Origin of the sequence: Corynebacterium sp. AOP40-9SA-29 (assembly GCF_052377405.1) — a bacterium.
In the GTDB taxonomy this organism is placed as follows: domain Bacteria; phylum Actinomycetota; class Actinomycetes; order Mycobacteriales; family Mycobacteriaceae; genus Corynebacterium.
On record NZ_JBQSWR010000001.1, the window covers coordinates 406,594 to 427,365 of the forward strand.

The 20,772-nt window shown below is 67.7% G+C and carries 20 protein-coding genes and 1 tRNA gene; 11 read left to right on the forward strand and 10 right to left on the reverse strand.

Features of this window, described 5'->3' with window-relative positions:
- Positions 1-11 precede the first annotated feature (11 nt).
- Together ACT3SZ_RS01885 and ACT3SZ_RS01890 are read right to left on the reverse strand one after the other, a co-directional pair.
- Positions 12-1,076 carry an iron-siderophore ABC transporter substrate-binding protein gene (locus tag ACT3SZ_RS01885; protein WP_444616236.1) on the reverse strand — a complete coding sequence of 355 codons (1,065 nt, stop codon included), beginning with the start codon at positions 1,074-1,076 and terminating at the stop codon, positions 12-14.
- 109 nt (positions 1,077-1,185) lie between these two features.
- Entirely contained in the window at positions 1,186-1,986 is an 801-nt protein-coding gene (locus ACT3SZ_RS01890) for an AraC family transcriptional regulator (RefSeq protein WP_444616238.1), read from the reverse strand.
- Positions 1,987-2,116: 130 nt separating this feature from the next.
- On the opposite strand from ACT3SZ_RS01890, the gene ACT3SZ_RS01895 reads away from it, so the two are divergent.
- On the forward strand, positions 2,117-3,094 hold the full coding sequence (locus tag ACT3SZ_RS01895; protein ID WP_444616239.1) for an ABC transporter substrate-binding protein: 978 nt from the start codon (positions 2,117-2,119) through the stop codon (positions 3,092-3,094).
- 64 nt (positions 3,095-3,158) lie between these two features.
- The gene (locus ACT3SZ_RS01900) at positions 3,159-3,968 is read left to right on the forward strand and encodes a crotonase/enoyl-CoA hydratase family protein (RefSeq protein ID WP_444616241.1); all 810 of its coding nucleotides are present in this window, start codon (positions 3,159-3,161) and stop codon (positions 3,966-3,968) included.
- Between the two features lie 18 nt (positions 3,969-3,986).
- Here ACT3SZ_RS01900 and ACT3SZ_RS01905 read toward each other — a convergent pair whose 3' ends face one another.
- Together ACT3SZ_RS01905 and gluQRS are read right to left on the reverse strand one after the other, a co-directional pair.
- Positions 3,987-4,634: a hypothetical protein gene (locus ACT3SZ_RS01905; RefSeq protein ID WP_444616243.1), complete on the reverse strand. Its 648-nt coding sequence runs from the start codon at positions 4,632-4,634 to the stop codon at positions 3,987-3,989.
- 81 nt (positions 4,635-4,715) lie between these two features.
- The gene (gene gluQRS / locus ACT3SZ_RS01910; protein WP_444616245.1) at positions 4,716-5,627 is read right to left on the reverse strand and encodes a tRNA glutamyl-Q(34) synthetase GluQRS; all 912 of its coding nucleotides are present in this window, start codon (positions 5,625-5,627) and stop codon (positions 4,716-4,718) included.
- A gap of 149 nt (positions 5,628-5,776) precedes the next feature.
- Between gluQRS and ACT3SZ_RS01915 the strand changes: the two genes are divergently transcribed.
- Positions 5,777-6,424, forward strand: coding sequence for a PadR family transcriptional regulator (locus tag ACT3SZ_RS01915; protein WP_444616247.1), 648 nt, complete (start codon positions 5,777-5,779; stop codon positions 6,422-6,424).
- Positions 6,408-8,099 (forward strand): ABC1 kinase family protein, encoded by a 1,692-nt coding sequence (locus ACT3SZ_RS01920; RefSeq protein WP_444616248.1) that lies wholly within the window; start codon positions 6,408-6,410, stop codon positions 8,097-8,099. The genes ACT3SZ_RS01915 and ACT3SZ_RS01920 overlap by 17 nt, the downstream gene beginning before the upstream one ends.
- A gap of 6 nt (positions 8,100-8,105) precedes the next feature.
- Here ACT3SZ_RS01920 and ACT3SZ_RS01925 read toward each other — a convergent pair whose 3' ends face one another.
- Complete coding sequence (locus tag ACT3SZ_RS01925) at positions 8,106-9,119, reverse strand: NADP-dependent oxidoreductase (RefSeq protein WP_444616250.1); 1,014 nt, start codon at positions 9,117-9,119, stop codon at positions 8,106-8,108.
- A 134-nt stretch (positions 9,120-9,253) separates the two neighbouring features.
- Between ACT3SZ_RS01925 and ACT3SZ_RS01930 the strand changes: the two genes are divergently transcribed.
- On the forward strand, positions 9,254-9,409 hold the full coding sequence (locus ACT3SZ_RS01930) for a hypothetical protein (protein WP_444616251.1): 156 nt from the start codon (positions 9,254-9,256) through the stop codon (positions 9,407-9,409).
- Between the two features lie 43 nt (positions 9,410-9,452).
- The gene (gene tgt, locus ACT3SZ_RS01935; protein WP_444616252.1) at positions 9,453-10,763 is read left to right on the forward strand and encodes a tRNA guanosine(34) transglycosylase Tgt; all 1,311 of its coding nucleotides are present in this window, start codon (positions 9,453-9,455) and stop codon (positions 10,761-10,763) included.
- Positions 10,764-10,793: 30 nt separating this feature from the next.
- Here the strand turns inward: tgt and ACT3SZ_RS01940 are convergent, their stop codons facing one another.
- On the reverse strand, positions 10,794-10,952 hold the full coding sequence (locus tag ACT3SZ_RS01940) for a hypothetical protein (RefSeq protein ID WP_444616253.1): 159 nt from the start codon (positions 10,950-10,952) through the stop codon (positions 10,794-10,796).
- A 141-nt stretch (positions 10,953-11,093) separates the two neighbouring features.
- Between ACT3SZ_RS01940 and ACT3SZ_RS01945 the strand changes: the two genes are divergently transcribed.
- Entirely contained in the window at positions 11,094-11,528 is a 435-nt protein-coding gene (locus tag ACT3SZ_RS01945) for a carboxymuconolactone decarboxylase family protein (protein WP_444616255.1), read from the forward strand.
- A complete protein-coding gene (locus tag ACT3SZ_RS01950) occupies positions 11,525-12,421 on the forward strand; it encodes a sigma-70 family RNA polymerase sigma factor (protein WP_444616257.1) in 897 nt (298 codons plus the stop codon). The genes ACT3SZ_RS01945 and ACT3SZ_RS01950 overlap by 4 nt, the downstream gene beginning before the upstream one ends.
- Here ACT3SZ_RS01950 and ACT3SZ_RS01955 read toward each other — a convergent pair.
- From ACT3SZ_RS01955 to ACT3SZ_RS01965, 3 genes are all read right to left on the reverse strand, one after another.
- Positions 12,385-14,901 carry an MMPL family transporter gene (locus tag ACT3SZ_RS01955; protein ID WP_444616258.1) on the reverse strand — a complete coding sequence of 839 codons (2,517 nt, stop codon included), beginning with the start codon at positions 14,899-14,901 and terminating at the stop codon, positions 12,385-12,387. The two genes, ACT3SZ_RS01950 and ACT3SZ_RS01955, sit on opposite strands and share 37 nt — an antisense overlap.
- A 92-nt stretch (positions 14,902-14,993) precedes the next feature.
- Positions 14,994-15,665, reverse strand: a complete 672-nt coding sequence (locus ACT3SZ_RS01960; protein ID WP_444616260.1) for an HAD family hydrolase — start codon at positions 15,663-15,665, stop codon at positions 14,994-14,996.
- Complete coding sequence (locus tag ACT3SZ_RS01965; RefSeq protein WP_444616262.1) at positions 15,662-16,510, reverse strand: class II fructose-bisphosphate aldolase; 849 nt, start codon at positions 16,508-16,510, stop codon at positions 15,662-15,664. Before ACT3SZ_RS01965 ends, ACT3SZ_RS01960 begins: the two co-directional genes overlap by 4 nt.
- Before the next feature lie 109 nt (positions 16,511-16,619).
- On the opposite strand from ACT3SZ_RS01965, the gene ACT3SZ_RS01970 reads away from it, so the two are divergent.
- The 3 genes from ACT3SZ_RS01970 to ACT3SZ_RS01980 are packed head-to-tail and all read left to right on the forward strand — an operon-like array spanning position 16,620 to position 20,426.
- Positions 16,620-17,390, forward strand: coding sequence for a DeoR/GlpR family DNA-binding transcription regulator (locus ACT3SZ_RS01970; RefSeq protein WP_444616264.1), 771 nt, complete (start codon positions 16,620-16,622; stop codon positions 17,388-17,390).
- A complete protein-coding gene (locus ACT3SZ_RS01975) occupies positions 17,387-18,397 on the forward strand; it encodes a 1-phosphofructokinase family hexose kinase (protein WP_444616266.1) in 1,011 nt (336 codons plus the stop codon). The genes ACT3SZ_RS01970 and ACT3SZ_RS01975 overlap by 4 nt, the downstream gene beginning before the upstream one ends.
- Positions 18,398-18,410: 13 nt before the next feature.
- A complete protein-coding gene (locus ACT3SZ_RS01980; protein WP_444616267.1) occupies positions 18,411-20,426 on the forward strand; it encodes a fructose-specific PTS transporter subunit EIIC in 2,016 nt (671 codons plus the stop codon).
- 192 nt (positions 20,427-20,618) lie between these two features.
- Here the strand turns inward: ACT3SZ_RS01980 and ACT3SZ_RS01985 are convergent.
- Positions 20,619-20,708: transfer RNA gene (locus ACT3SZ_RS01985), tRNA-Ser, on the reverse strand.
- Positions 20,709-20,772 lie beyond the last annotated feature (64 nt).

Consider the following 20,772-nt stretch of genomic DNA (forward strand, 5'->3'; position numbering starts at 1 on the left):
CGTGCGGAGCCTTAGTCCTCGCCCTTGGCGGCAGCGTCGGCCAGGGCGGCGACGTAGTCGTCGAGGATATAGGGCACGCCCAGCGGGGTGGGCATCGCGGCGGTGCCGAGCTCGTCATTGCCGAGCAGCACGACGGCATCGTTCTGGATGGCGGGGATCTGGCCGAGGATCGGGTCGTCCTTCATCGTGTCGAGCATCTCCTGGTCACCGTAGGTGACGATGATCTCCACGTCGTCGAAGACATCCGCCTGCTCGGCACTGATCGTGCCACTGAAGTCGGGGTTGTCCTCGGAGAACTCACGGATCGAATCCGGGGCCTCCATGCCGAGGTCCTCGAAGAACTTCGGGCGGGCGTCGTGGGTGGTGTAGAAGCTGACCTGGCTCAGGTCGGTCGGGTCGACGTGGGTGAGGAACATCGTCTTCTTGCCCTTGATCTCCGGGCGCTCATCGGCGGCCGCGGCGATCTGCTCCTCGAGGTCGGCGATGAGGTCCTGCCCCTCGTCCTCCTTGCCGATGGCCTTCGACTCGATCTCGATGTTCTCGCGCCAGGTGGTACCCCAGGCGACCTGGTCTGCCGGGAATGGCACGGTCGGGGCGATCTCGGAGAGCTTCTCGTAGTCCTCCTCGGTGATGCCGGAGTAGCCGGCGAGGATCACGTCCGGCGCGGTGTCGGAGACGGCCTCGAAGTCGATACCGTCGGTCTCGTCGAACAGGACGGGGGTCTCGTCGCCGGTGGCGCCGAGCTCGTCGAGCTTCTCCTGCACCCAGGGAAGCACGTCGGAGCCGCCGAAGTTGGCCTTGGCCATGCCGACCGGCACCACGCCGAGGGCCAGGGGAACTTCCTGGTTCTCGAACTGGACGGTGGCGACGCGCTCCGGCGTGCCGTCGATCTCGGTGGTGCCGAAGGCGTGCTCGACGGTGATCGTGTCACCGGAGCCACCGCCGTTGCCGTCGCTGTCGTCACCGCCGTCGGAGGAACAGGCGGTCAGCACCAGTCCGAGGACCGCCGCGAGGGCGATGAGCAGGGTCCGCAGCGAACGGAGCTGGGAGAGGGGGACGCGCTGAGTGCGGGTCATGGGTCACGGGCCTTTCGCGGGGGATGAAACGTCAGGGATGCCAGAATTTAGGCATGCCTGTACAAAATATCCCGTGTCTCCCGGGTCCGCAATAACGCATTCAAGACAGTCAGTTGACCGAATCGGACACCAGGGCCGGCGCCCGGAACTGCCCTGGAGTAACTCCCGTCGCCCGACGGAAGGCGGTGATGAAAGCACTCGCCGAGCGATACCCCACCCGCTCGGCGACCTCGGCGACCTCGTGGCCAACACCGAGCAATGCCACAGCGTGCTTCACCCGCGCCATCGCCACCCACCGACTGAACCCCAGGCCGGTCTCCGCCTCAAAGGTCCGGGTCACCGTCCTGCTACTCACCCCGATCCGCGACGCCCACACGCTCAGTGTGGTCTGATCCGCCGGATCATCGCGCACCGTCTCCACGATCGGACTGATCAACCCCGCCTGCGGGACGGCGAGCACGAGCTCGTGGGCTGAGGGACGCAGGACGTCCAGAATCATCCGCTCGGTCAGCTCACGGGACTCCTCGCCGATGCCTTCGGTGCCCAGCCGGTCGATCAACAACCCCAGCAGCGGCGTGAGTTCCACAGCCACCGGACCCGAGCCCAATGCCGGAGTATCCACGGTGAAGTGCACGGTACGCTGCCTCGACCCGGCGAAAGCGCGTCCGGAATGCACCAGACCCGCTGGGACCCACAGGGCCACGGCTCCGGCGACCGTCCACAGGCGGTGCCCCACCCGCACCACCCCGGAGCCCGCGTCGTGCCACAGCAGCTCGTGGGTGGGGTGGGCGTGCTCACCCCAGGAGGTGTCGTGGTCGAGGACCTCGTCTCGCCCGAACGCTCGGACGCCGAAACTCAACTCCCCCGCCCGGTACACCGGGAGGCTCCGGTTCTCCTCCAACGTTCCCATAGTGCCATTAACTTAGTGAATACTGAACACGGTCACAACACCATGGCATGTGGGGGCCGTCACGTGTTCCCCCGAAAACATTCCCCGTGAACATTCCCCGTCAGCGAAAGTTAGTATAGGCTTCGCTCTCATGAACGCCTCCCCCGTTGTTCGACGCCGCTGCGCCGCCGCTGCCGTCCTCTGTCTCGCTGCAGCCCTGACCTCCTGTTCCGACAGCGACGACTCCTCCGGATCCGACGACGCCCCGGACACCGTGTCCGTCACCCACTCCATGGGCACCACCGACGTTCCCACCACCCCGGAGACGGTGGTGAGCTTCTCCCCTGCCTGGACGGATGCCTTCAGCGCCCTCGGGGACCCCGTCGACATCGAGTACCGCATGGACGGCTACGACGACAGGCCCTGGGCCACCGGCGACTCCGGCACGGTCGAGACCTACACCGCGAGCGCGGAGGGCAGGGCCGACCAGAGCGAGGAGATCGCCGCGGCGGAACCGGACGTCATCTTCGTCAGCTACGTCCCCGACCAGGCGACCTACGACAAGCTCAACGCCATCGCTCCCACCGTCGCCGTCGTCGGCGACAACACCCAGTCCGACGACTGGCGCACCGTCACCGAGCTGGCCGGGGAGATCCTCGACAAGTCCGACGAGGCCGCGGATCTGGTCAAGGAGGTCGACGAGCGATTCGACGAGACGAAGGACGCCCACCCCGGACTCGACGGCGCCTCCGCCGCCTTCGGCCAGATCAGCGAGCAGGGCCTCGCCGTGGTCACCGACGACAAGGACCCCGCCAACGAATTCCTCACCGACCTGGGCATGAGCCTGCCCGAGGACATCCTGGCCGCCAGCAACGACGGTGCACGCGCCTTCATCGCCGAAGAGAACATCAGCCTGCTGAACACGGACTTCCTGGCGATGTGGGCGATCGGGATTGACCCCTCCGACCTCGAGGGCTGGGATCAGCTCACCGCCGTCGAGAACGGGTCCGCCTACCTGCCGGACGCCACCTCGGCGATGGCGCTGAGCCAGCCGACGGTGACGTCGGTGCCCTGGTCCCTCGACGAACTGGACGACACCTTCGCCGCGGTGGACCAGGTCCGGAGCTGAACCGGCTGAACCACCCTCCCTGAACCAGCCACGCCGGCGCGGCGCGTCCTCTAGCGTTGGCACCATGACCGACCTCCCCACCCTCACCGTCACCGACGGCCCCGCCCGGATCGCCCACGTCCGCCTGAATCGCCCGGACAAGCTGAACTCGCTGGCCCTGGGCGTCCTCGACGAACTGGTGGCCATCACCCGGCGCATCCGGACCGACCGTACGATCCGCGCCGTGGTGATCTCCGGGGAGGGACGCGCCTTCAGCGCCGGCCTCGACTTCGCCTCGGCGATGGCGAAACCGCCGGCGCTCGTCGCGTCCTTCCTGCCCCGGCCGTGGCGCGGCACCAACCAGTTCCAGGAAGCGTGCTGGGGGTTCCGGCGTCTGCCCGTGCCGGTCATCGCCGCCGTGCACGGCCACTGCTTCGGCGGCGGACTGCAGCTCGCGATGGCCGCCGACTGGCGCATCACCACCGCCGACGCGCAGTGGAGCATCCTCGAGGCCAAGTGGGGGCTGATCCCCGACATGTCCGGCATGCAGACCCTCAAACAACAGCTTCCGGCGGACGTGCTCAAGCGCCTCACCATGACCGGCGAGGTTTTCGACGGCACCGCCGCCGTCGACTACGGACTGGCCAGCGAGATCTCCGAGGATCCCGTCGCCGACGCCGAGGCGCTGGCCGAACTCGTCGCCACGCGATCACCGGACTCCGTGGCCTACGCCAAGAAACTCGTCGACGAGACCTGGACCCGCGGCCCGCGAGCCACCTTCTGGCTGGAACGCGCCCGACAGTTCCGCCTGCTCGTGGCAAAGAACACCCAGGTCGCGCAGAAGGCCGCGGCGAAGAAGGTCACCCCGGTGTTCCGGGGACGATCGGTGCGCTGAGACTCCGCGCCGTCGGGGTCAGTCCAGGTCGTCGCGGCAATTCAGCGGACTGTGGCTGTCCACCCGGACCACGTCCAGAGCGGATTCCTCGAGTTTCCAGGCAAGTTCCTCATCTGCGCTGATGAACAGGGAGTTGGAGTAGATGGGACAACTGATCAGGCAGGCCCCGTCCGGCGGCCACACGTAGATCGGCATGTGGGGCCGTCCAGGCCGATCGGAGCCGAAGGTGAGCAGCCAGTCCAGCGGAGCCTGTACAACTGCCAATCCCCCGAAACGGCCAAAGGGCAGCGGTGCCGTGAAATCGAAAACCCGGACCGACTCGACGTTCTCTACCTCCCCCGCATAACCCGGCCACATGGCGAAGGTGACCTCCGTGGACGCACGCAAATCCGGCAGCGCCCCGGTCAGGATATGCAGGAGAGTTTCCAGGCTGATTTCGTCACAGCCACCACTGGCCGGGTGGTATTTCGAGGACTCTTCTGGCCCAATTCGGTCCGACATCTCCCGCCATGTGGAGCCGGGATGCAGGACATATCCTGCTCTGCCCGCCAGCTCTCCCCAGGAGACAAACCTATCGTCGGCGATCTCGGCGGGGCTGAACACCCGGAATCTTGCTGAGTGCCTCTCATCACTGAAAGCCGCCACCAACGACTCATCCTTGTCCACACGTGGAGTGTATGAGCGCATGTCCTCACACTATCCCTGTGTATGCACGGCGTAAAGAGTTACCTAATGTCACCGCCCCTGTCAGCTACCCCACACCGCCGCCTCATGTGACAGCAACCGCGGATCGTCCAATGCAGCCGATCCGATCGACGTCTCGATCCACTCCCGGGCCGCCCGGCCCTTCTCCTCGAGCGTGTCGCCCGGCATCTCGCGCAGCGTGACCGCACCATCACGCTTGGCCAGCCGTTCACCCGAGGGCCCCAGCACCAGCGGCACGTGCACGTACTCCACCTCCGGCAGGTCCAGCAGGTGCGCCAGGTACCCCTGGCGCGGCGCGGAACTGAGCAGGTCGTCACCACGGACCACCTGGTCGATACCGGCGAGGGTGTCGTCCACGACGACCGCGAGGTTGTAGGCGAAGCCGGCGTCCTGCCCGACCCCGCCACGGCGCAGCACCATGTCGTCGACGTCGCCGGTGTAGGCGCCGCCGTCGACGGCGAAGGCCTCGCGCACCGTCCACTGCCCGACCTGCGCGCGCAGCCGCAAGGAGGGCACCCGGCCCTCGGCGGCAAGGGCATCGCGGCGTCCTGCGCGCTCGTCGTCCTGCAGGTCACGGCATGTTCCCGGGTAATGGCCGGGGACCGCGTGCGGGGCGCGGGCAGCCTCGCGGATGTCCTTGCGCGAGCAGTAGCACTCGTAAACCAGGCCCTCGTCCTGCAGGCGTTCCAAGGCGACGGCGTAGCGGTCCACCGACTCCGACTGGCGCGCCACCGCCCCGTCCCAGGTCACGCCCACGGCCTCGAGGTCCTCGAGCTGCCGGTCGGCGGAGATCTCCGAGGACCGGGACGAGTCGATGTCGTCGATGCGCAGGACGAACCCACGGCCGGTGGTGCGTGCCCACGCTTCTGCGAGCACCGCGGTGCGCAGGTTGCCGAGGTGCAGGTCGCCGCTGGGGCTGGGGGCGTAGCGGCCATTGGTGGCAGGGGCGTTCATGATCCCCAGGATATCGCGGGCAGGTCGCAACCCCACAGGTCGGTGCGACCAGCCTGTGGGGTTGCTGCGAGCCCATGCCGGGGCCAGGGCACCGCGGGTAGCGTTGGTGGCGTCCACCTATTCGTCACCAGGCGCTTGGAGGCGCTGACATGGGATACACCCACCACAATCGATTCGACGGCGCACCGGACCCGGACGCGCTGTGGACCATGCTCGACACCATGCGCGGGTACCTCCCGTTCCCGCTGCAGGACCCCCGCGAATCACGACAATCGCGGCCCACTGGCCCCTCCCGTTCGGAGCGCCCGCGGGTCAGCGTCCACGCCCTGGTGCTGGGCGTGCTCGCCGACGGACCGCGTCACGGCGGGCAGATCGTCCGCGAGATCGCCGCGCAGGACGACTCGTCCGAGGCACCCGGTGCCGCCGAGATCTACCCGGAACTGCAGTTGCTCGTCGACGACGGGCAGGCCACCGTGGCGGAGACCGACGGGCGCCGCACGTTCACCTTGACCCAGGAAGGACGCGACGAGGCCGCGGCCGCCGACAGTTCCGATGCGGATGCCGTCGCCCCGTGGGACGGGCTGTCCCGCCTGTTCGAGGGCCGCGGTGAGCTGCCGAAGGCCGGCGTGAAGTTGGGCCAGGCCGTCCACCAGGTCGGTATCGGCGGGAGCGAGGACCAGCGGCGTCGGGCGACGGCATTGCTGGACGAGGCGCGCCGCCGGATCTACGGCATCCTCGCCGAAGACACTGCAGCCGCCGAAGAAACCGAAGAAGCCGACGGTGCCGCAGACGCCTGACCTGCGCCGCCGCTACCGCCGCATCACCACCTTCGGCCTGCGGCTGATGGTGGTGATGTGGTGGTTCGAGCTGGTGCTACCGCGTCTGGGGTTGCGCAGGTTCAGCCAGCGCAACCAGGAGCAACGCATCGTCCGCGCCGCCGCCCGGTTCAGCGCGCTGGCCACCGACCTCGGCGGGCTGATGATCAAGGTCGGCCAGTTCATGTCGACCCGCATCGACGTGCTGCCCACCGCGGTCACCGATGAACTCTCCGGCCTGCAGGACAAGGTGCCGGCCGAGGACTTCGCGCAGATCCGCGCCCTGGCGGAGTCCGAGCTCGGCATGCCGTTGTCCCGCGCCTTCGCCGCGTTCGACTCCGTCCCGCTGGCCGCCGCCTCCCTGGGTCAGGCGTATAAGGCGCAACTGACCCCGCAGGACGCCACGGACGTCGGCTTCACCGACGTGGTCGTGAAGGTGCAGCGCCCGGGCATCGGCGAGATCGTGGACGTCGACCTCGCCGCGTTGCGGCGCATCGCCGGGTGGTTGTCGCGCATCCGCTTCATCGCCGCGCGCGCGGACGTCCCGGCCTTGGTCGAGGAGTTCGCCCACACCAGCGCCGAGGAGATCGACTACCTGCACGAGGGCGCCGAGGCCGAGACCTTCGGCGCGGAGTTCAGCAACCTCGCGAGCCCCGCGCAGGACGCACCGGCGGTCGTCTGGGAACGCACCGCCCGCCGCGTCCTGACGCTGCAGGACGTCTCGGCGGTCAAGATCAGCGACGTGCGTGCGCTGCGCGCCGCCGACATCGACCCGTCCGAGGTGGCCGACCGGCTGGCCGAATCGATGTTCACCCAGCTCTTCGACACCGGCCACTTCCACGCCGACCCGCACCCAGGCAATATCTTCGTCACGCCGCGCGGAGGCGGGGATTTCAGCCTGACCTTCATCGACTTCGGCATGACCGGCACCGTCGACGAGGACCTGAAGGCGCGCCTGCAGGACCTCGTCGTCGCCGTCGGCGTGCAGGACGGGGCCGGCATGGTCGCGGCGATGAAACGTCTCGGCGTCCTGCTGCCCACGGCCGACACCGACGAACTCGAGGTCGCCGTCACCGAACTCTTCGCCCGCTTCGGCGGGATGGGCGTGATGGACCTGCAGTACGTGGACCCGCGCGAGTTCGAGGACTTCGCCAAGCGCTTCCGCGACGTGATCCGCTCACTGCCCTTCCAGCTGCCGGAGAACTTCCTGCTGATCATGCGGGCGGTGTCGATGCTGTCCGGACTGTGCTCCACGCTGGACCCGAAGTTCAATATCTGGGAGTCGGTGGAGCCCTTCGCCGCCCGCCTGGTGCGCGAGCGTGCCGGCGCCTCGGCGAAGGACATGGCGCGTCGTGCGGTGACGACGGGGCTGGCCACCGCCCGGGTGCTGGGGCGTCTGCCCCGACGGCTCGACGACGCGATCACCATGATCGAGAGCGGCAACCTGTCGGTGAACACCCCTCAGGTGGAACGACAGCTCAAGCGCCTGGAACGCGCCGCGGTGCGGATCGTCGCCGCGATCGTCTTCGTGGGCCTGGTCGTCGGCGGCGCGGTACTGCGCGGGGCCGACGGCGCGGCGGGGGTCGTCGGCACCACGATGATGCTGGTCTCCGCGGTGCCGTTGCTCTACGCGGTGTTCGGGGGCCGCGGCGGCTGACACATGTCAGTCGACCTTGATCACGAGCTTGCCGAAGTTCTTCCCCTCGAGCATGCCGGCGAAGGCGTCGGGCATATTATCGAAGCCCTCGACGACCTGCTCACGGTAGTTGATGGTGCCGTCGGCGACCTTCGGTCCGATCTCGGCGAGGAACTCCGGGTAGTACTCCTCGGCGAACTCGGTCTGGATGAACCCACGGATCAGCAGGCTCTGGGACAGCACGGTGCTCATCGCCACGGGCAGCCGGTCGGTGTCACCACCACCGGCGTTGTTGTACTGGGCGACCAGGCCGCACACCGGCACGCGGGCGAACTTGTTGAGCAGCGGCAGGACGGCGTCCCACACCGCGCCGCCGACGTTCTCGTAGTACACGTCCACACCGTCCGGGCAGGCCTCGGCGAGCTTGTTGGCGAAGTCGGGGTCGCGGTGGTCGACCACGGCATCGAACCCGAGGTCGTCCTTCACGAACGCGCACTTCTCCGGACCGCCGGCGATGCCAACGGCGCGGGCACCGGCGAGCTGCGCGAGCTGGCCGACCATCGAGCCGACGGGGCCGGACGCCGCGGCGACGGCCACGGTCTCGCCCTTCTTCGGCTGGCCGATGACCTTCATGCCGGAGTAGGCGGTGAACCCGGGCATGCCCAGCACGCCGAGGGCGGCGGTGGCGGGGGCGCCGTGGGTCTGCAGGGTGCGCACGTGCGTGGCGGGCAGCACCGCGTGGGTGCACCAGCCGGTGTGCGCCTGGACGAGGTCGCCGACCTCGAAGTCCGGGTGGTGTGAGACGGTCACCTCGGCGACGGTCTCACCCTGCATCACCCCGTCGATGGGGACCGGCGCGGCATAGGACTTCGCTGCGCTCATCCGTCCGCGCATATAAGGGTCGAGGGAGAGGTACTGCACCTTGAGTTCCAGCTCCCCGTCCTTCACCTGCGGCAACGTGACCTCCTCGAAGCGGAAGTTCTCCGCGGTCGGCGCGCCGGTGGGACGGCTGGCGAGGACGATCTGTCGTGCGGTGGTCATTGAGGCGTCTCCTAGAAAAGGGTCGAAAATTGGTTCTCCGTGGACCGAGCGTAGTCACCGGTTCTGGCAACGGCACACAGGTTGGCACACAGGTTTCCGGCTAGAGTGAAAGCAGGACCTGAGGAGGCATCCCCATGACAGAACGCACACTGGCCGACATCACCAACCACGCCGACGAACTCGCCGACGCTTTCGAGAACTACGATCCCGCACCCGGCGACGCCAGCCGTGACCTCCCGCCCGTCATGGCGGCGAAGCTGGCTGCATTGCGAGGTCACGGCACGGCGTAGCCGAGACCTGCATCTGCGGACCCGGCGGATAGACTCTTTCACCATGACTGACTCCCCTGCGCCCGACCACGCGGCACCGGACACCACCTTCGAGCTCGGCAGCCGCGTCGGCACCGTGGACGGGGCCCCGGCGCACGGGCGTACCGGCGTGATCCACACTCCGCACGGGGACATCCACACCCCAGCGTTCATTCCCGTCGGCACGAAGGCGACGGTGAAGACGCTCACGCCCGAGCAGGTCCGTTCCACCGGCGCGGAGGCCGTACTGTCGAACGCCTACCACCTCTACCTGCAGCCCGGCGAGGACATCGTGGACACCGCCGGCGGCGTAGCTGCCTTCGAGAATTGGCACGGCCCGACGTACACCGACTCGGGTGGATTCCAGGTCATGAGCCTGGGCGTGGGCTTCAAGAAGGTACTGGCGATGGACGTCGCCAACCTCACTGAAGGCGATATCCGTGCGGCGAAGAAAGAGCGCATGGCCCTGGTCGACGAGGACGGTGTGGATTTCCGCAGCATCATCGACGGCTCGAAGCACCGGTTCACCCCGGAGAAGTCGATGCAGATCCAGCACGGCCTCGGCGCGGACATCATGTTCGCATTTGACGAGCTGACCACCCTGGTCGACACCCGCCTCTACCAGGAGCAGTCGGTGGATCGCACGCACCGGTGGGCGCGACGCTGCCTGCTCGAGCACGACCGACTCACCCGTGAGCGCAGCCACCGTCCGCTGCAGTCGTTGTGGGGCGTGGTGCAGGGCGCGCAGTACGAGGACCTGCGTCGCAAGGCCGCACGCGGCCTCGTGGACCTGTCGCGGGAGGCGGAGGACGCAGGACGCCGCGGCTTCGGCGGCTTCGGCATCGGCGGTGCACTGGAGAAGGAAAACCTGGGCACCATCACCGGCTGGGTGTGCGATGAATTGCCGGAGGAAAAGCCCCGCCACATGCTGGGGATCTCCGAGCCGGACGACCTGTTCACCGCCATCGCCGCAGGTGCGGACACCTTCGACTGCGTGGCGCCGACCCGCCTGGCCCGCCGCGGCGGGGTGTACACGCTGGACGGACGCCTGAACCTCATGGCAGGACGCCACCGCCACGACTTCATCCCGATCGACGCCGGTATCGGCGGCTACGTGTGCGAGAACTACACGCGCGCCTACATCCACCACCTGCTGCGGGCGAAGGAGTTCCTGGCGGGCACCTTGTGCACGCTGCACAACATCCACTTCATGGTGACGCTGACGAACAACATCCGGCGCTCCATCGAAGACGGACGCTTCGAGGAGTACCGCGACGAGTTCCTCGGCCGCTACTACGCCGACACTCCCCCGGAGCTGCGCGGCCGCCAGCCCTGACCTGTGCGGATCGCGCCACCGACCACTGAGTCAGTCCGAGCCGCGCCGAATACGCATCTCATGGCGCTGGGCCAGACCCGAGCGCACTTCGGCCGCCGTGACCACACGAGAAGGATCCTCCCGCAACTCGTCGTAGACGCTGCCGACCTCCTCACGGAGCCAGGATTCAACTGCTCGCTTGCGCATCATGACCTCCTCGTTGAACAGGATTTAATCCTAATCCCTCTCTGCTCCGCACCGCCAGCCCTGACCTGCGCGTTGTCACGCTAACCCGGGCAACGTCGTCTCTCCTGTGTCCCCCGTTCTCAACCGGACCGCAGGAGTACGACCATGACCCACATCGACCTGATGAAGACCCGCAAGCGCACCTACGCCGCCGCCGGGGCATTCGAACTCGCCGCGCGCAGCGGCCTGGACCGTCGCACGCGGCTGCTCGTGGAGTTGCGTGCCTCCTTCCTGAACAACTGCTCCTACTGCATCGGCATGCACTCCGACGAGGCGCTCAAGCACGACTTCGGCCAGGCCTGGGTGGACGCGATCCGCGACTGGACGCCGGACGCCACCGGCACCCCGTTCAGCGCGTCCGACGCCCTGGTCCTGGCCTTCACCACCGCTGGTACCCGCCTCAGCGAGGACGCCGACTTCGACGTCGACCTGCAGGAACGCGTCCTCGCGGAGTTCGGCGAGAAGACCACCGGCGCGCTGATCAGCGAGATCGCCGCGATCAACATGTGGAACCGCCTGGGCGTACTCTCGCAGAAATGACGGACTCACACGTCTGGGCCCACGAACGTCCCCGCCTGCTCGGCCTCGCCCACACGGTGCTCGGCACCTGGCAGGACGCCGAGGACGCCGTCTCCGAGGCGTGGCTGCGCCTGGACCGCGTGACGGGCACCGGGCAGGAACCGCAGGACGTCCCGGCGTGGCTGACGGTCGTCGTCGCGCGCCTGGCGCTGGACGCCGCGACGTCCGCCGCGAAGCGTCGCGAGAGCTACGTGGGGCCGTGGCTGCCCGAGATCTCCGTGCAGGACGACCCGGCCGAGCACGCCGTGCTCGGCGAGGGTGTCGACCTGGCGTTCCTCCGGATGCTGCAGACCTTGCGTCCGGTGGACCGGGTGATCGTGGTCCTCGCCGAGGTCGCGGGCATGTCCCACCATGACATCGCGGCGGTCACCGGCACGACCCCGTCGGCGACGCGGCAGCGGCTGCGTCGGGCGCGGGTGTCGCTGTCCGCCGGCGACGTGCCGGTCCCCCACGTCGTACAGCGCCACCGCCTCGACGTTTTGGCCGCCGCCCTCAACGACGGCGACCTGGGCACCCTCGTCGACGAACTCTCCGAGGGCTGCGTCCTGTGGACGGACTCCGGCGGGCTGACTTCGGCAGCACGCAATGCCGTACGCGGACACGACCGGGTCTCCCGGTTCCTCGCCGGGCTGGTCGGCAAGTACGGAATGCCCCAGGTCTCCGTGGTCGACACAGTGGCCGGGCCGGTATTCCACGCGGCCTCACCGGACATGACCCGCATCGTGGTCCTGGAGACCGGTGAGGCCGGCGGTGAGGCGGGCAGAGTTACCGGCATCCAGGTCCAGCAGAACCCCCACAAGATCAGGACGTCGCCTGCTCAGTCCTCCATGCGCTCGACCTTGCCGGAGGCGTAGGCCTCCTCCAGCTTCGCGCCCTCGACGTCCACCGACGGCAGGATGCGGTCCAGCCAGCGCGGCATGTACCAGGTCGCGCGCCCGCACAGGAACATCAGTGCGGGGATCAGGGTCATGCGAATGAAGAAGGCGTCGAACAGGACACCGACACCCAGGGCGAAGCCGAAGATCTGGATGAACGGCAACGGCTGGGCGATGAACGAGGCGAAGACGCAGATCATGATCAGCGCCGCCGCGGTCACCACCTTCGCGCCGAGGCCGAAGCCGCCGATCACCGAGTCCTCCACGGCGTTGTATTTGCTGGTCTTCGCCGCCTCGTGGCTGTGCAGCGTGAACCGTTCCCTCATCCGGGACACGATGAACACCTGGTAGTCCATCGCCAGGCCGAAGGTCACGCCGATGAGGAAGATCGGCATGAAGCTGATCAGCGGGCCCGGCGAACTGATCAGGCCCCACAGTCCCTCCTGCCAGAACAGGACGGTCACGCCGAACGCCGCGCCGACGGACAGCAGGAAGCCTGCGGCCGCCATCACCGGCACCATCAGCGAGCGGAAGACCATCAGCAGCAGCACCAGCGCCAGCCCCACGACCAACGCCAGGTAGATCGGCATGGCGTCGGCCAGGCGGTCGGTGACGTCCTGCTGGATCGGCACGAGCCCGGTGATGCCCATGTCCACGCCGGTCTCGTTCTCCAGGACCTCCTGCTGGGCGCGGAGCTGCTGGATCAGCTGGGCGGTGCGCTCGTCGGTGGGCCCGGTCTCCGGGGTGACGAGGATCTGCGCGGTCGAGCCGTCCTCGGAGGCGGCGATGAGCTGGGAGTGCTTCACCCCGACGTTATTGGCCAACCGGTCCTTCACCGTGACGAACGCGGCCTGGGCAGGCTCGACCCCACCCCTCACCAGAGGCGACAGGGCCGAGGAGCTCGGGTCCACATTGTCGGTGTTGACGATGACGAGGAACGGGGAGTTACGCCCGGCACCGAAACCCTCCTCCAGCATCTCGGCGGACTGGCGCTGGGTGGTGTCCAGCGTGGAGGTCTTGTCCGACGGCAGGGACAGCTGCAGGTTCATCGCCGGCAGGGTCAGCAGCACCAGCGACACGACCACCAGCAGCAGGAACCCGCCGGGCGCGCGGTGCACCAGCTCCACCCAGCGCGTGCCGAGCGGCTTGCCGGACTTCGTGCCGGACGCTGCGTGCGTCGGCTTCTCGTGCTGGCCGTGTTTCCCGCGCTTGCTGCGTCCCCCACGTTTCCCGCGCTTCCCGCGCTTCCCGCGCGAGCCGGACGCCAACGACGCGGCGACGGCCGCGTCCGCCTCCTCGATACTCATGCCCTCGCGCACGCGCGCACCCGTCGCGGCGTCCTTCCGGAAGACGCGGTCGCCGAAGGCGCCGAAGAGTGCGGGGACCAGGGTGAGCGCCACGAAGACGGACAGCAGCACCGTCGCCGCCGCGGCATAACCCATGTAGGAGAGGAACTCGATGTTCGCCACGCGCAGGCCGACCAGTGCGATGATCACTGTCAGGCCGGCGAAGACCACCGCCGAACCGGCCGTACCCACCGCCAGGCCCGTGGCGTCCGCCCGCGATCTGCCGTGACGTAGTTCGTCGCGGTAGCGGCTCATGATGAACAGGGCGTAGTCGATGGCCACGGCCAGGCCCAGCATGATGCCGAGCACCGGGGTGATGTTGTTCAGCGGCACGAAGGCGGTGGCGCCGGTGATGCCGAGCGCGCCGAGGCCCACGCCCACGATCGCGCTGATCAGCGGCATGCCCGCGGCGATGAGCGAGCCGAAGGTGATGAACAGGATGATAAATGCGGCCAGCAGGCCGACGGCCTCGCTGATCGGTTCGATCACGATCGGGTCGCCGAAACCGGCACCACCGGCCTCGGCCTTCAGCCCGGCATCGCGGGCGATGTCGAGGGCGCTATTGACGGCGTCCTTGTCGGCGGTGGTCACGTCCGCCGGCAGGTCCACGTCGAAGGAGAAGGACGTGGTGCCGGTGCGCCCGTCCGGGCTGAGCGTGGCGACGTTGGCCGCGTCCGCCTCGGCGACCTCACGCGAGAGCCCCATCTCCGTCGAGGTGTTGATGACCAGGTCGGTCTGCTCGTCGTTGTAGGTGACCGGGTTACCGAAGGACGAGTCGTCGCCGAAGTCGTCGACGGTGGTGCGCACGGTGTCGACGACCTCGTCGAGCACACCCATGTACTTCTCGTCGGCGAGGCTCTCGCCCTCCGGGGCCTGGAAGACCAGGTTCACGTCCGAGGCCATGGCCGGGTTGTCGGTACCCGGGAACTCGTCCATCAGCATGCGGGTGGCGTGCTGTGACGGCACCCCGTCGATGCTGAAGACGTCGTTGTAGCCCTTCTGGATGACCAGCGACCCGCCGCCAACGGCGGCGAGCAGGACCGCCCAGATCCCGATGACGAGCCACCGTCTCAGGTAGGACCACCGGCCGAGCCGGAACAAGAGTAGAGCCACGGAGAGGCCCGCCTTCCACGTAGGAGCACAGTGCGAACGCCAATCCTAACCCGTCGACCTGTGGACGGAACCTCTCCGGGCAAGGACCCCTCCTACCAGAGGTCCACCGTCTCCCCACCGTGGATCCGGGCCAGGAGCTCGGGATTCACCTGGGTGAGTGAGCGCGCCACGTTCACCCCAGCGGTCCCGGCGTACATCCGGTAGACCTCCTCGGTCGGCGGAACGGCGAGCACCGGGACCCCAGCAGCGACGCCGGCGGCCACACCAGTCGGCGAATCCTCCACCACGACCACGTCGCCCGGGGCAAGCCCCAACCGCTCGGCGGCAGTGAGAAAGACCTCCGGGTCGGGTTTGCCGTTGGTCAACTCATCGCCGGTGACCAGTTCGGTCAGCGTGCCGTCCGGTGCCGCCGCGGCGACGATCGCGGCGAGCGGTCGCACACTCTGCGTGCCCAATGCCGTGGCGACATCCCCCTGCCGCAATGCGGCGAGCAGTTCCTGGGCCCCGGGAAGCCAGGGAACCTCGACGCGGTAGATCTCGCCGAGTTCGTCGGTCATCGCGGTGATGGCCTCGTCCACCGTGAGATCGAGTCCGCGGTCGATGATGGTCTGCGCGGTGACCGCGAGGGGACGCCCGAAGCAGGAGAATGCGTCCTGCTGCGTCCACTCCACCCCGCCGGAGGCGGCGACGGTGGTCTCTACCTGCTCCCAGAGGGGCTCGGAGTTGATCAGCGTCCCGTCGAGGTCGAAGATCACGCCCTTCATCGCAGCACTCCCATGAAGTGGCGGCAGGTCTCGGTCATCGACTCACGGCCCGGCGCAATGTACTTGCGCGGGTCCACTCCCTCGTTGCCGGCGAGCCAGTCGCGCACGGCACCGGTGAAGGCAATGTTCAGCGCGGTGCCGATGTTGATCTTGCGCATCCCGGCCTTCGCCGCGGCGGCGAGGTCACCGTCCGGCACCCCGGAGGAACCGTGCAGGACCAGCGGGACGTCGACGCTGGCAGCGATTCTTTCCACCAGGTCGATATCAACGCTGGCAGAGCGGGTGGTCATGGCGTGGGAGGAACCGACGGCCACAGCGAGGGAGTCGACGCCGGTGTCGGTCGCGAACTGCGCGGCCTCGGCCGGATCGGTGCGCACACCCGGGGCGTGGGCACCGTCCTTGCCGCCGATTTCGCCGAGCTCGGCCTCCACCCAGATCCCGTTGGCGTGCGCCCAGTCGGCGACGCGGCGGGTGGTGGCGACGTTGTCGGCGTAGTCCAGTTCGGCACCGTCGTACATCACCGAGGAGAAACCAAGCTCCTTGGTGCGCAGCGCAAGGTCAACGTCGGTGACGTGGTCGAGGTGCAGGACGACCTGCGCGGAGGACGTCTCGGCGACGGCGACCATCGCCGCGGCGATAGCCTCCGGACGCCGGTGGAAGGCGATGGCGTTCTGGGAAAGCTGCAGGATGACGGGGAGGTTCTCTGCTTCCGCTGCAGCGGTGATGGCCTCGGCGTGCTCGAGGGTGATCACGTTGAAGGCGGTGACCGCAGTGGGGGACGTGGGATCGGCGGCCGCGCCGGTGGCGCGCGGCTGCCCGAGGAGGTCAGTGGCGTTGATGATCATGTCACCGACTTTGCCAGTAGTTCCACTTATTCGCAACCATCTCCACTCTTGTGCAACTTAATCCAACGATCTACAGTTGGTTCATGCGAGAAACCACGGAGGTGCGGACATGAAGGAAAGCCCCCTGTTGGCATCTGAACGCCAACGCCACCTGCTTCACGAGCTGCAGACCTACGGTCGCCTGACCGCCGCGGCCGTGGCCGAGGACCTGGGCACGTCGGTGGAGACGATCCGCAAGGACCTGATCCACCTGGAAGAACGGGGCCAGCTGCACCGGGTCCACGGCGGGGCCTTGCCGGTCACCCCGATGACTTTCGAACCGGATGTCACCACCCGCGCCGACAACCTCGCAGAGAAGACTCGGATTGCCCGTGCCGCACTCGACCGAGTGCCGGACGGCGGGGCGATCGCCATCGACGCCGGCTCCACCACCCTGGAGCTCGTCCGGTGCCTCCCCGACCGCCCCCTGAACGTGTACACCACCGCCCTTTCGATCGCTGGTGCGCTCGCCAATCACCGGCACATCCGGATCTCCACGTTTGGTGGCCTGGTCCGCCCGAACACCACCACCCAGGTCGGCCCTCTCGCACTCAATGCCATCGACCGGATGCACTTCGACGTCTCCTTCGTCGGAACCAACTCGATCTCCATCGAGCGGGGGCTGGCGACCCCCGACGAGGCCGAGGCAGCGATCAAGAGCGCACTGATCGAACACGGCGAACGCGTGGTGCTTCTCGCCGACCACACCAAGTTCTCCCAACGTTCGCTGATGACCTATGCCCACGTCGACGACCTGGACGTGATCATCACCGGCACCGAACTGGACGCCACCCTGCGCGAACCGTTCACAGACACCGACACCGAAATGGAGTTCGTATGATCGTCACCGTCACCCCCTCCCCCGCCGTCGACTGGACCGTGTCCGCCGACAGCTTCGAGCTCGACGTGGTCAACCGCGCGAACCCGTCCACCCGGGAAGCCTCCGGCAAAGGCGTCAACGTCTCCTGGGCCCTGCACCGGGCGGGCGTGCCCACCGTGGCGGTCTTCCCCGGTGGCGGACAGACCGGACAGTTCATGGAAAATGCCCTCACCGGGGCAGGTATGCAGTTCACCCGGGTCGACACCGACCAGGAAGTCCGGACCAACATCACGCTGGTCACCCCGGGGCACTCCACCAAGATCAACGAGCCCGGCGTGGCACTCACCGACGACCAACTCCGCCAGCTCACCGACGAGTCGGTGACAGCGACCCGCCAGGCACGGGCGGTCCTGGTCTGCGGCAGTCTCCCGCCGACCATGACCCCGGCCGATCTGGCTCAACTCGTCACCGAGTTGCGACGTGCCTCCCCCGCCGGGACCGAGGTCGTGGTCGACAGCTCCGGCGAACCACTGACCGCCGCGCTGGCGTCCCGCCCGTCGCTGATCAAGCCGAACGTCCACGAACTCTCTGAGCTCGTCAGGCGCGATATTGGCACCGTCGGCGAGGTCGTCGAGGCCGCACACCAAGTGCGACAGGACGGTGCCGAGGCGGTGCTGGCCAGCCTCGGAGCCGATGGCGCCCTCTACGTCGACGGTGACCATACGCTGCACGCCACCGGACGCGACATCCCTTTCGTCAACTCCGTCGGCGCGGGAGATGCCCTGCTCGCCGGCTTCATGGCCGTGGAGGGTGCCCCTGCAACGCGGCTGCACAACGCGGTGCTCTGGGCGTCCAGCGCCGTCGCCCACGCCTCCACCCTGTTCCCCGTGCGTCCGGACTTCAGTGACCGAATAACCGTCACCGACCTGGACACCACCCCCACCGCCCGCGACGTGGTGCTCACCGAACCTTCGGTGCCGCTCGTCCCAACCACCGACACCACCAACACCACCACACCGAACACCTGAGAGAGGAAGAATCATGGCTGATGAGTCCGGCACGTTCATTGTCGCCGCCACCGGCTGCCCCACCGGGGTCGCCCACACCTTCATGGCGGAGGACGCCCTGAAGAAAGCCGCCGCCGACCGCGGCATCGAGATCCGCGTGGAAACCCACGGACAGGTCGGATTGGAGAACGAACTGACCACCGAGGAGATCAAACGCGCCACCGGCGTGATCATCGCCGCCGACAAGGAGGTCAACGCCCGCCGCTTCGCCGGCAAGGTCGTCGTGGACGTCGGGGTCAAGGAGGGCATCCATCACCCCGATGAGCTCATCGACCGCGTCCTGGCCCGCGCCGCAGACGGTGCCGGAGCAGCCTCCGCTGCGTCTTCTTCAAGCGATGAGCCCGAGGACGAGAACGACTTCCTCAACGTCGCCGCGATCGACACCTCCGCCGACCACGGCTGGCGCAAGGCCGGCCGAGCGATCTACAAGCACCTGATGAACGGCGTGTCCTACATGCTGCCGTTCGTCGTCGGCGGCGGCGTGCTGCTCGCCGCGTCCTTCCTGTTCGGCATCTACTCCGCCGACCCCACCTCGAGCGAATACAACCGCTTCGCCGAAATGCTCAACACCGTGGGCTCCACCGGCCTGGGCCTGATGGTCCCGGTGCTCTCCGCGTTCATCGCCTTCTCCATCTCCAACCGACCCGGACTCACCGTCGGCCTGATCACCGGTCTGCTCGCCGCGGACATGGGCACCGGCTTCCTGGGTGGCATCGTCACCGGCTTCCTCGCCGGCTACGGAATGCTCTACCTGGGCAAACTCTTCGACAAGCTCCCCAAGGCACTTGGTGGGTTGAAGGCCATCTTCCTGCTGCCGGTCATCGGCACACTGGTGTTCGGCGGTATCACCTTCGTGATCGCCGCACCGATGGAGTCCATCTCCGTGGGCCTGCAGAACTTCCTGTCCGACTTCCAGGGTGCGAACCCGATCGTGCTCGGCATCATCATCGGCTGCATGGCCGGCTTCGACATGGGCGGCCCCGTCAACAAGGCCGTGTACGTCACCGGTGTCGCCCTGCTCGCCGAGGGCAACATGGAGTTCATGGCCGCCGTGTCTGCCGCGTGTATCGCCCCGCCGATCATCACCGCCATCGCCGTCACGCTGTTCCCGAAGGGCTTCGAGCCCGGCGAGCGCAAGGCCGGCTACGTCAACTACCTGCTGGGTTCCACCCACATCACCGAAGGTGCGATCCCCTTCGCCGCACGCAACCCCCTGGTTGCCATCCCGCTGATCATGCTCGGCTCGTCGATCTCGGCGATCCTCACCCTGATGTGGGGCGTCACCTCTCCCGCCCCGCACGGTGGCTTCCTCGTCCTGCCGATCGTGGGCAACCCGTTCGGCTGGATCGCTGCGATCCTCATCGGTTCGCTGATTTCCGGCGTCCTCTATGGCCTCTACCGCCTCAACCAGGCGAAGAAGAAGGAGCAGAAGACGGCGGAGGAGACGTCCGCCACGGCCACCGAGCCTGCCACAGCCACTGCAACCACTGAGCCCACGGCATCCGCCGCGTCCACCTCAGGTGCCGCCACGTCCACCGCCACCCTGGTCGAGATGTTCACCCGGGAGAACGTGCGGATCGATGCCCATGCTTCCTCCCAGGAGGATGCCCTCACGAAGGTCGCCGAACTCTCTGCCGAGCGTGGCTACGCCACGGACGCCGCCGGTGTGCTGGACGGGCTGAAGGCCCGCGAGGCACAGATGACGACTGCCCTGATGGACGGCATCGCCATCCCCCACACCAAGCACGCGGCAGTCACCGAACCTGCCCTGCTGGTGGTCAGGTTCGACACCCCGGTGGACTGGCCGACCGATGAAACACCGGTCACCGCCGCCGTCGCCATGCTCATCCCCGAAGCGCAGGCAGGCACCACCCACCTGAAGCTGCTGGCCAAGGTGTCCCGGGCGCTGATGGACGAGAACCTGCGGGCCTCGCTCACCAGCGGCACCGTGGATGAGATCTACACCCCGCTCAAGGCGAAGCTGGGCTAAGCGCACGGCGTGAACCGACAACATTCGCACCCCATAAGAGGATGATCATCACATAAGGCCAGGTCAGATTCGCACAGGCTGCTTATGAGGTGCGAAATGTGCTCCATCCCCCGTACCGCCACAGCGCTCAGCCCAGCCCGTCCCACCCCGCAATGCGAGAAACCCTCCCGGTCTCCCGGGAGGGTTTCTCTGTGGCGGTGGCGGAGGGATTTGAACCCCCGGTCGCTGTTACACGACGCTCGCTTTCGAGGCGAGTTCCTTCGGCCGCTCGGACACGCCACCGCCGACTAAGTTAGCAGCAACCGCCCCGCGCGAGCAAAATGCCCGTGAACGAACCCGCGAACGA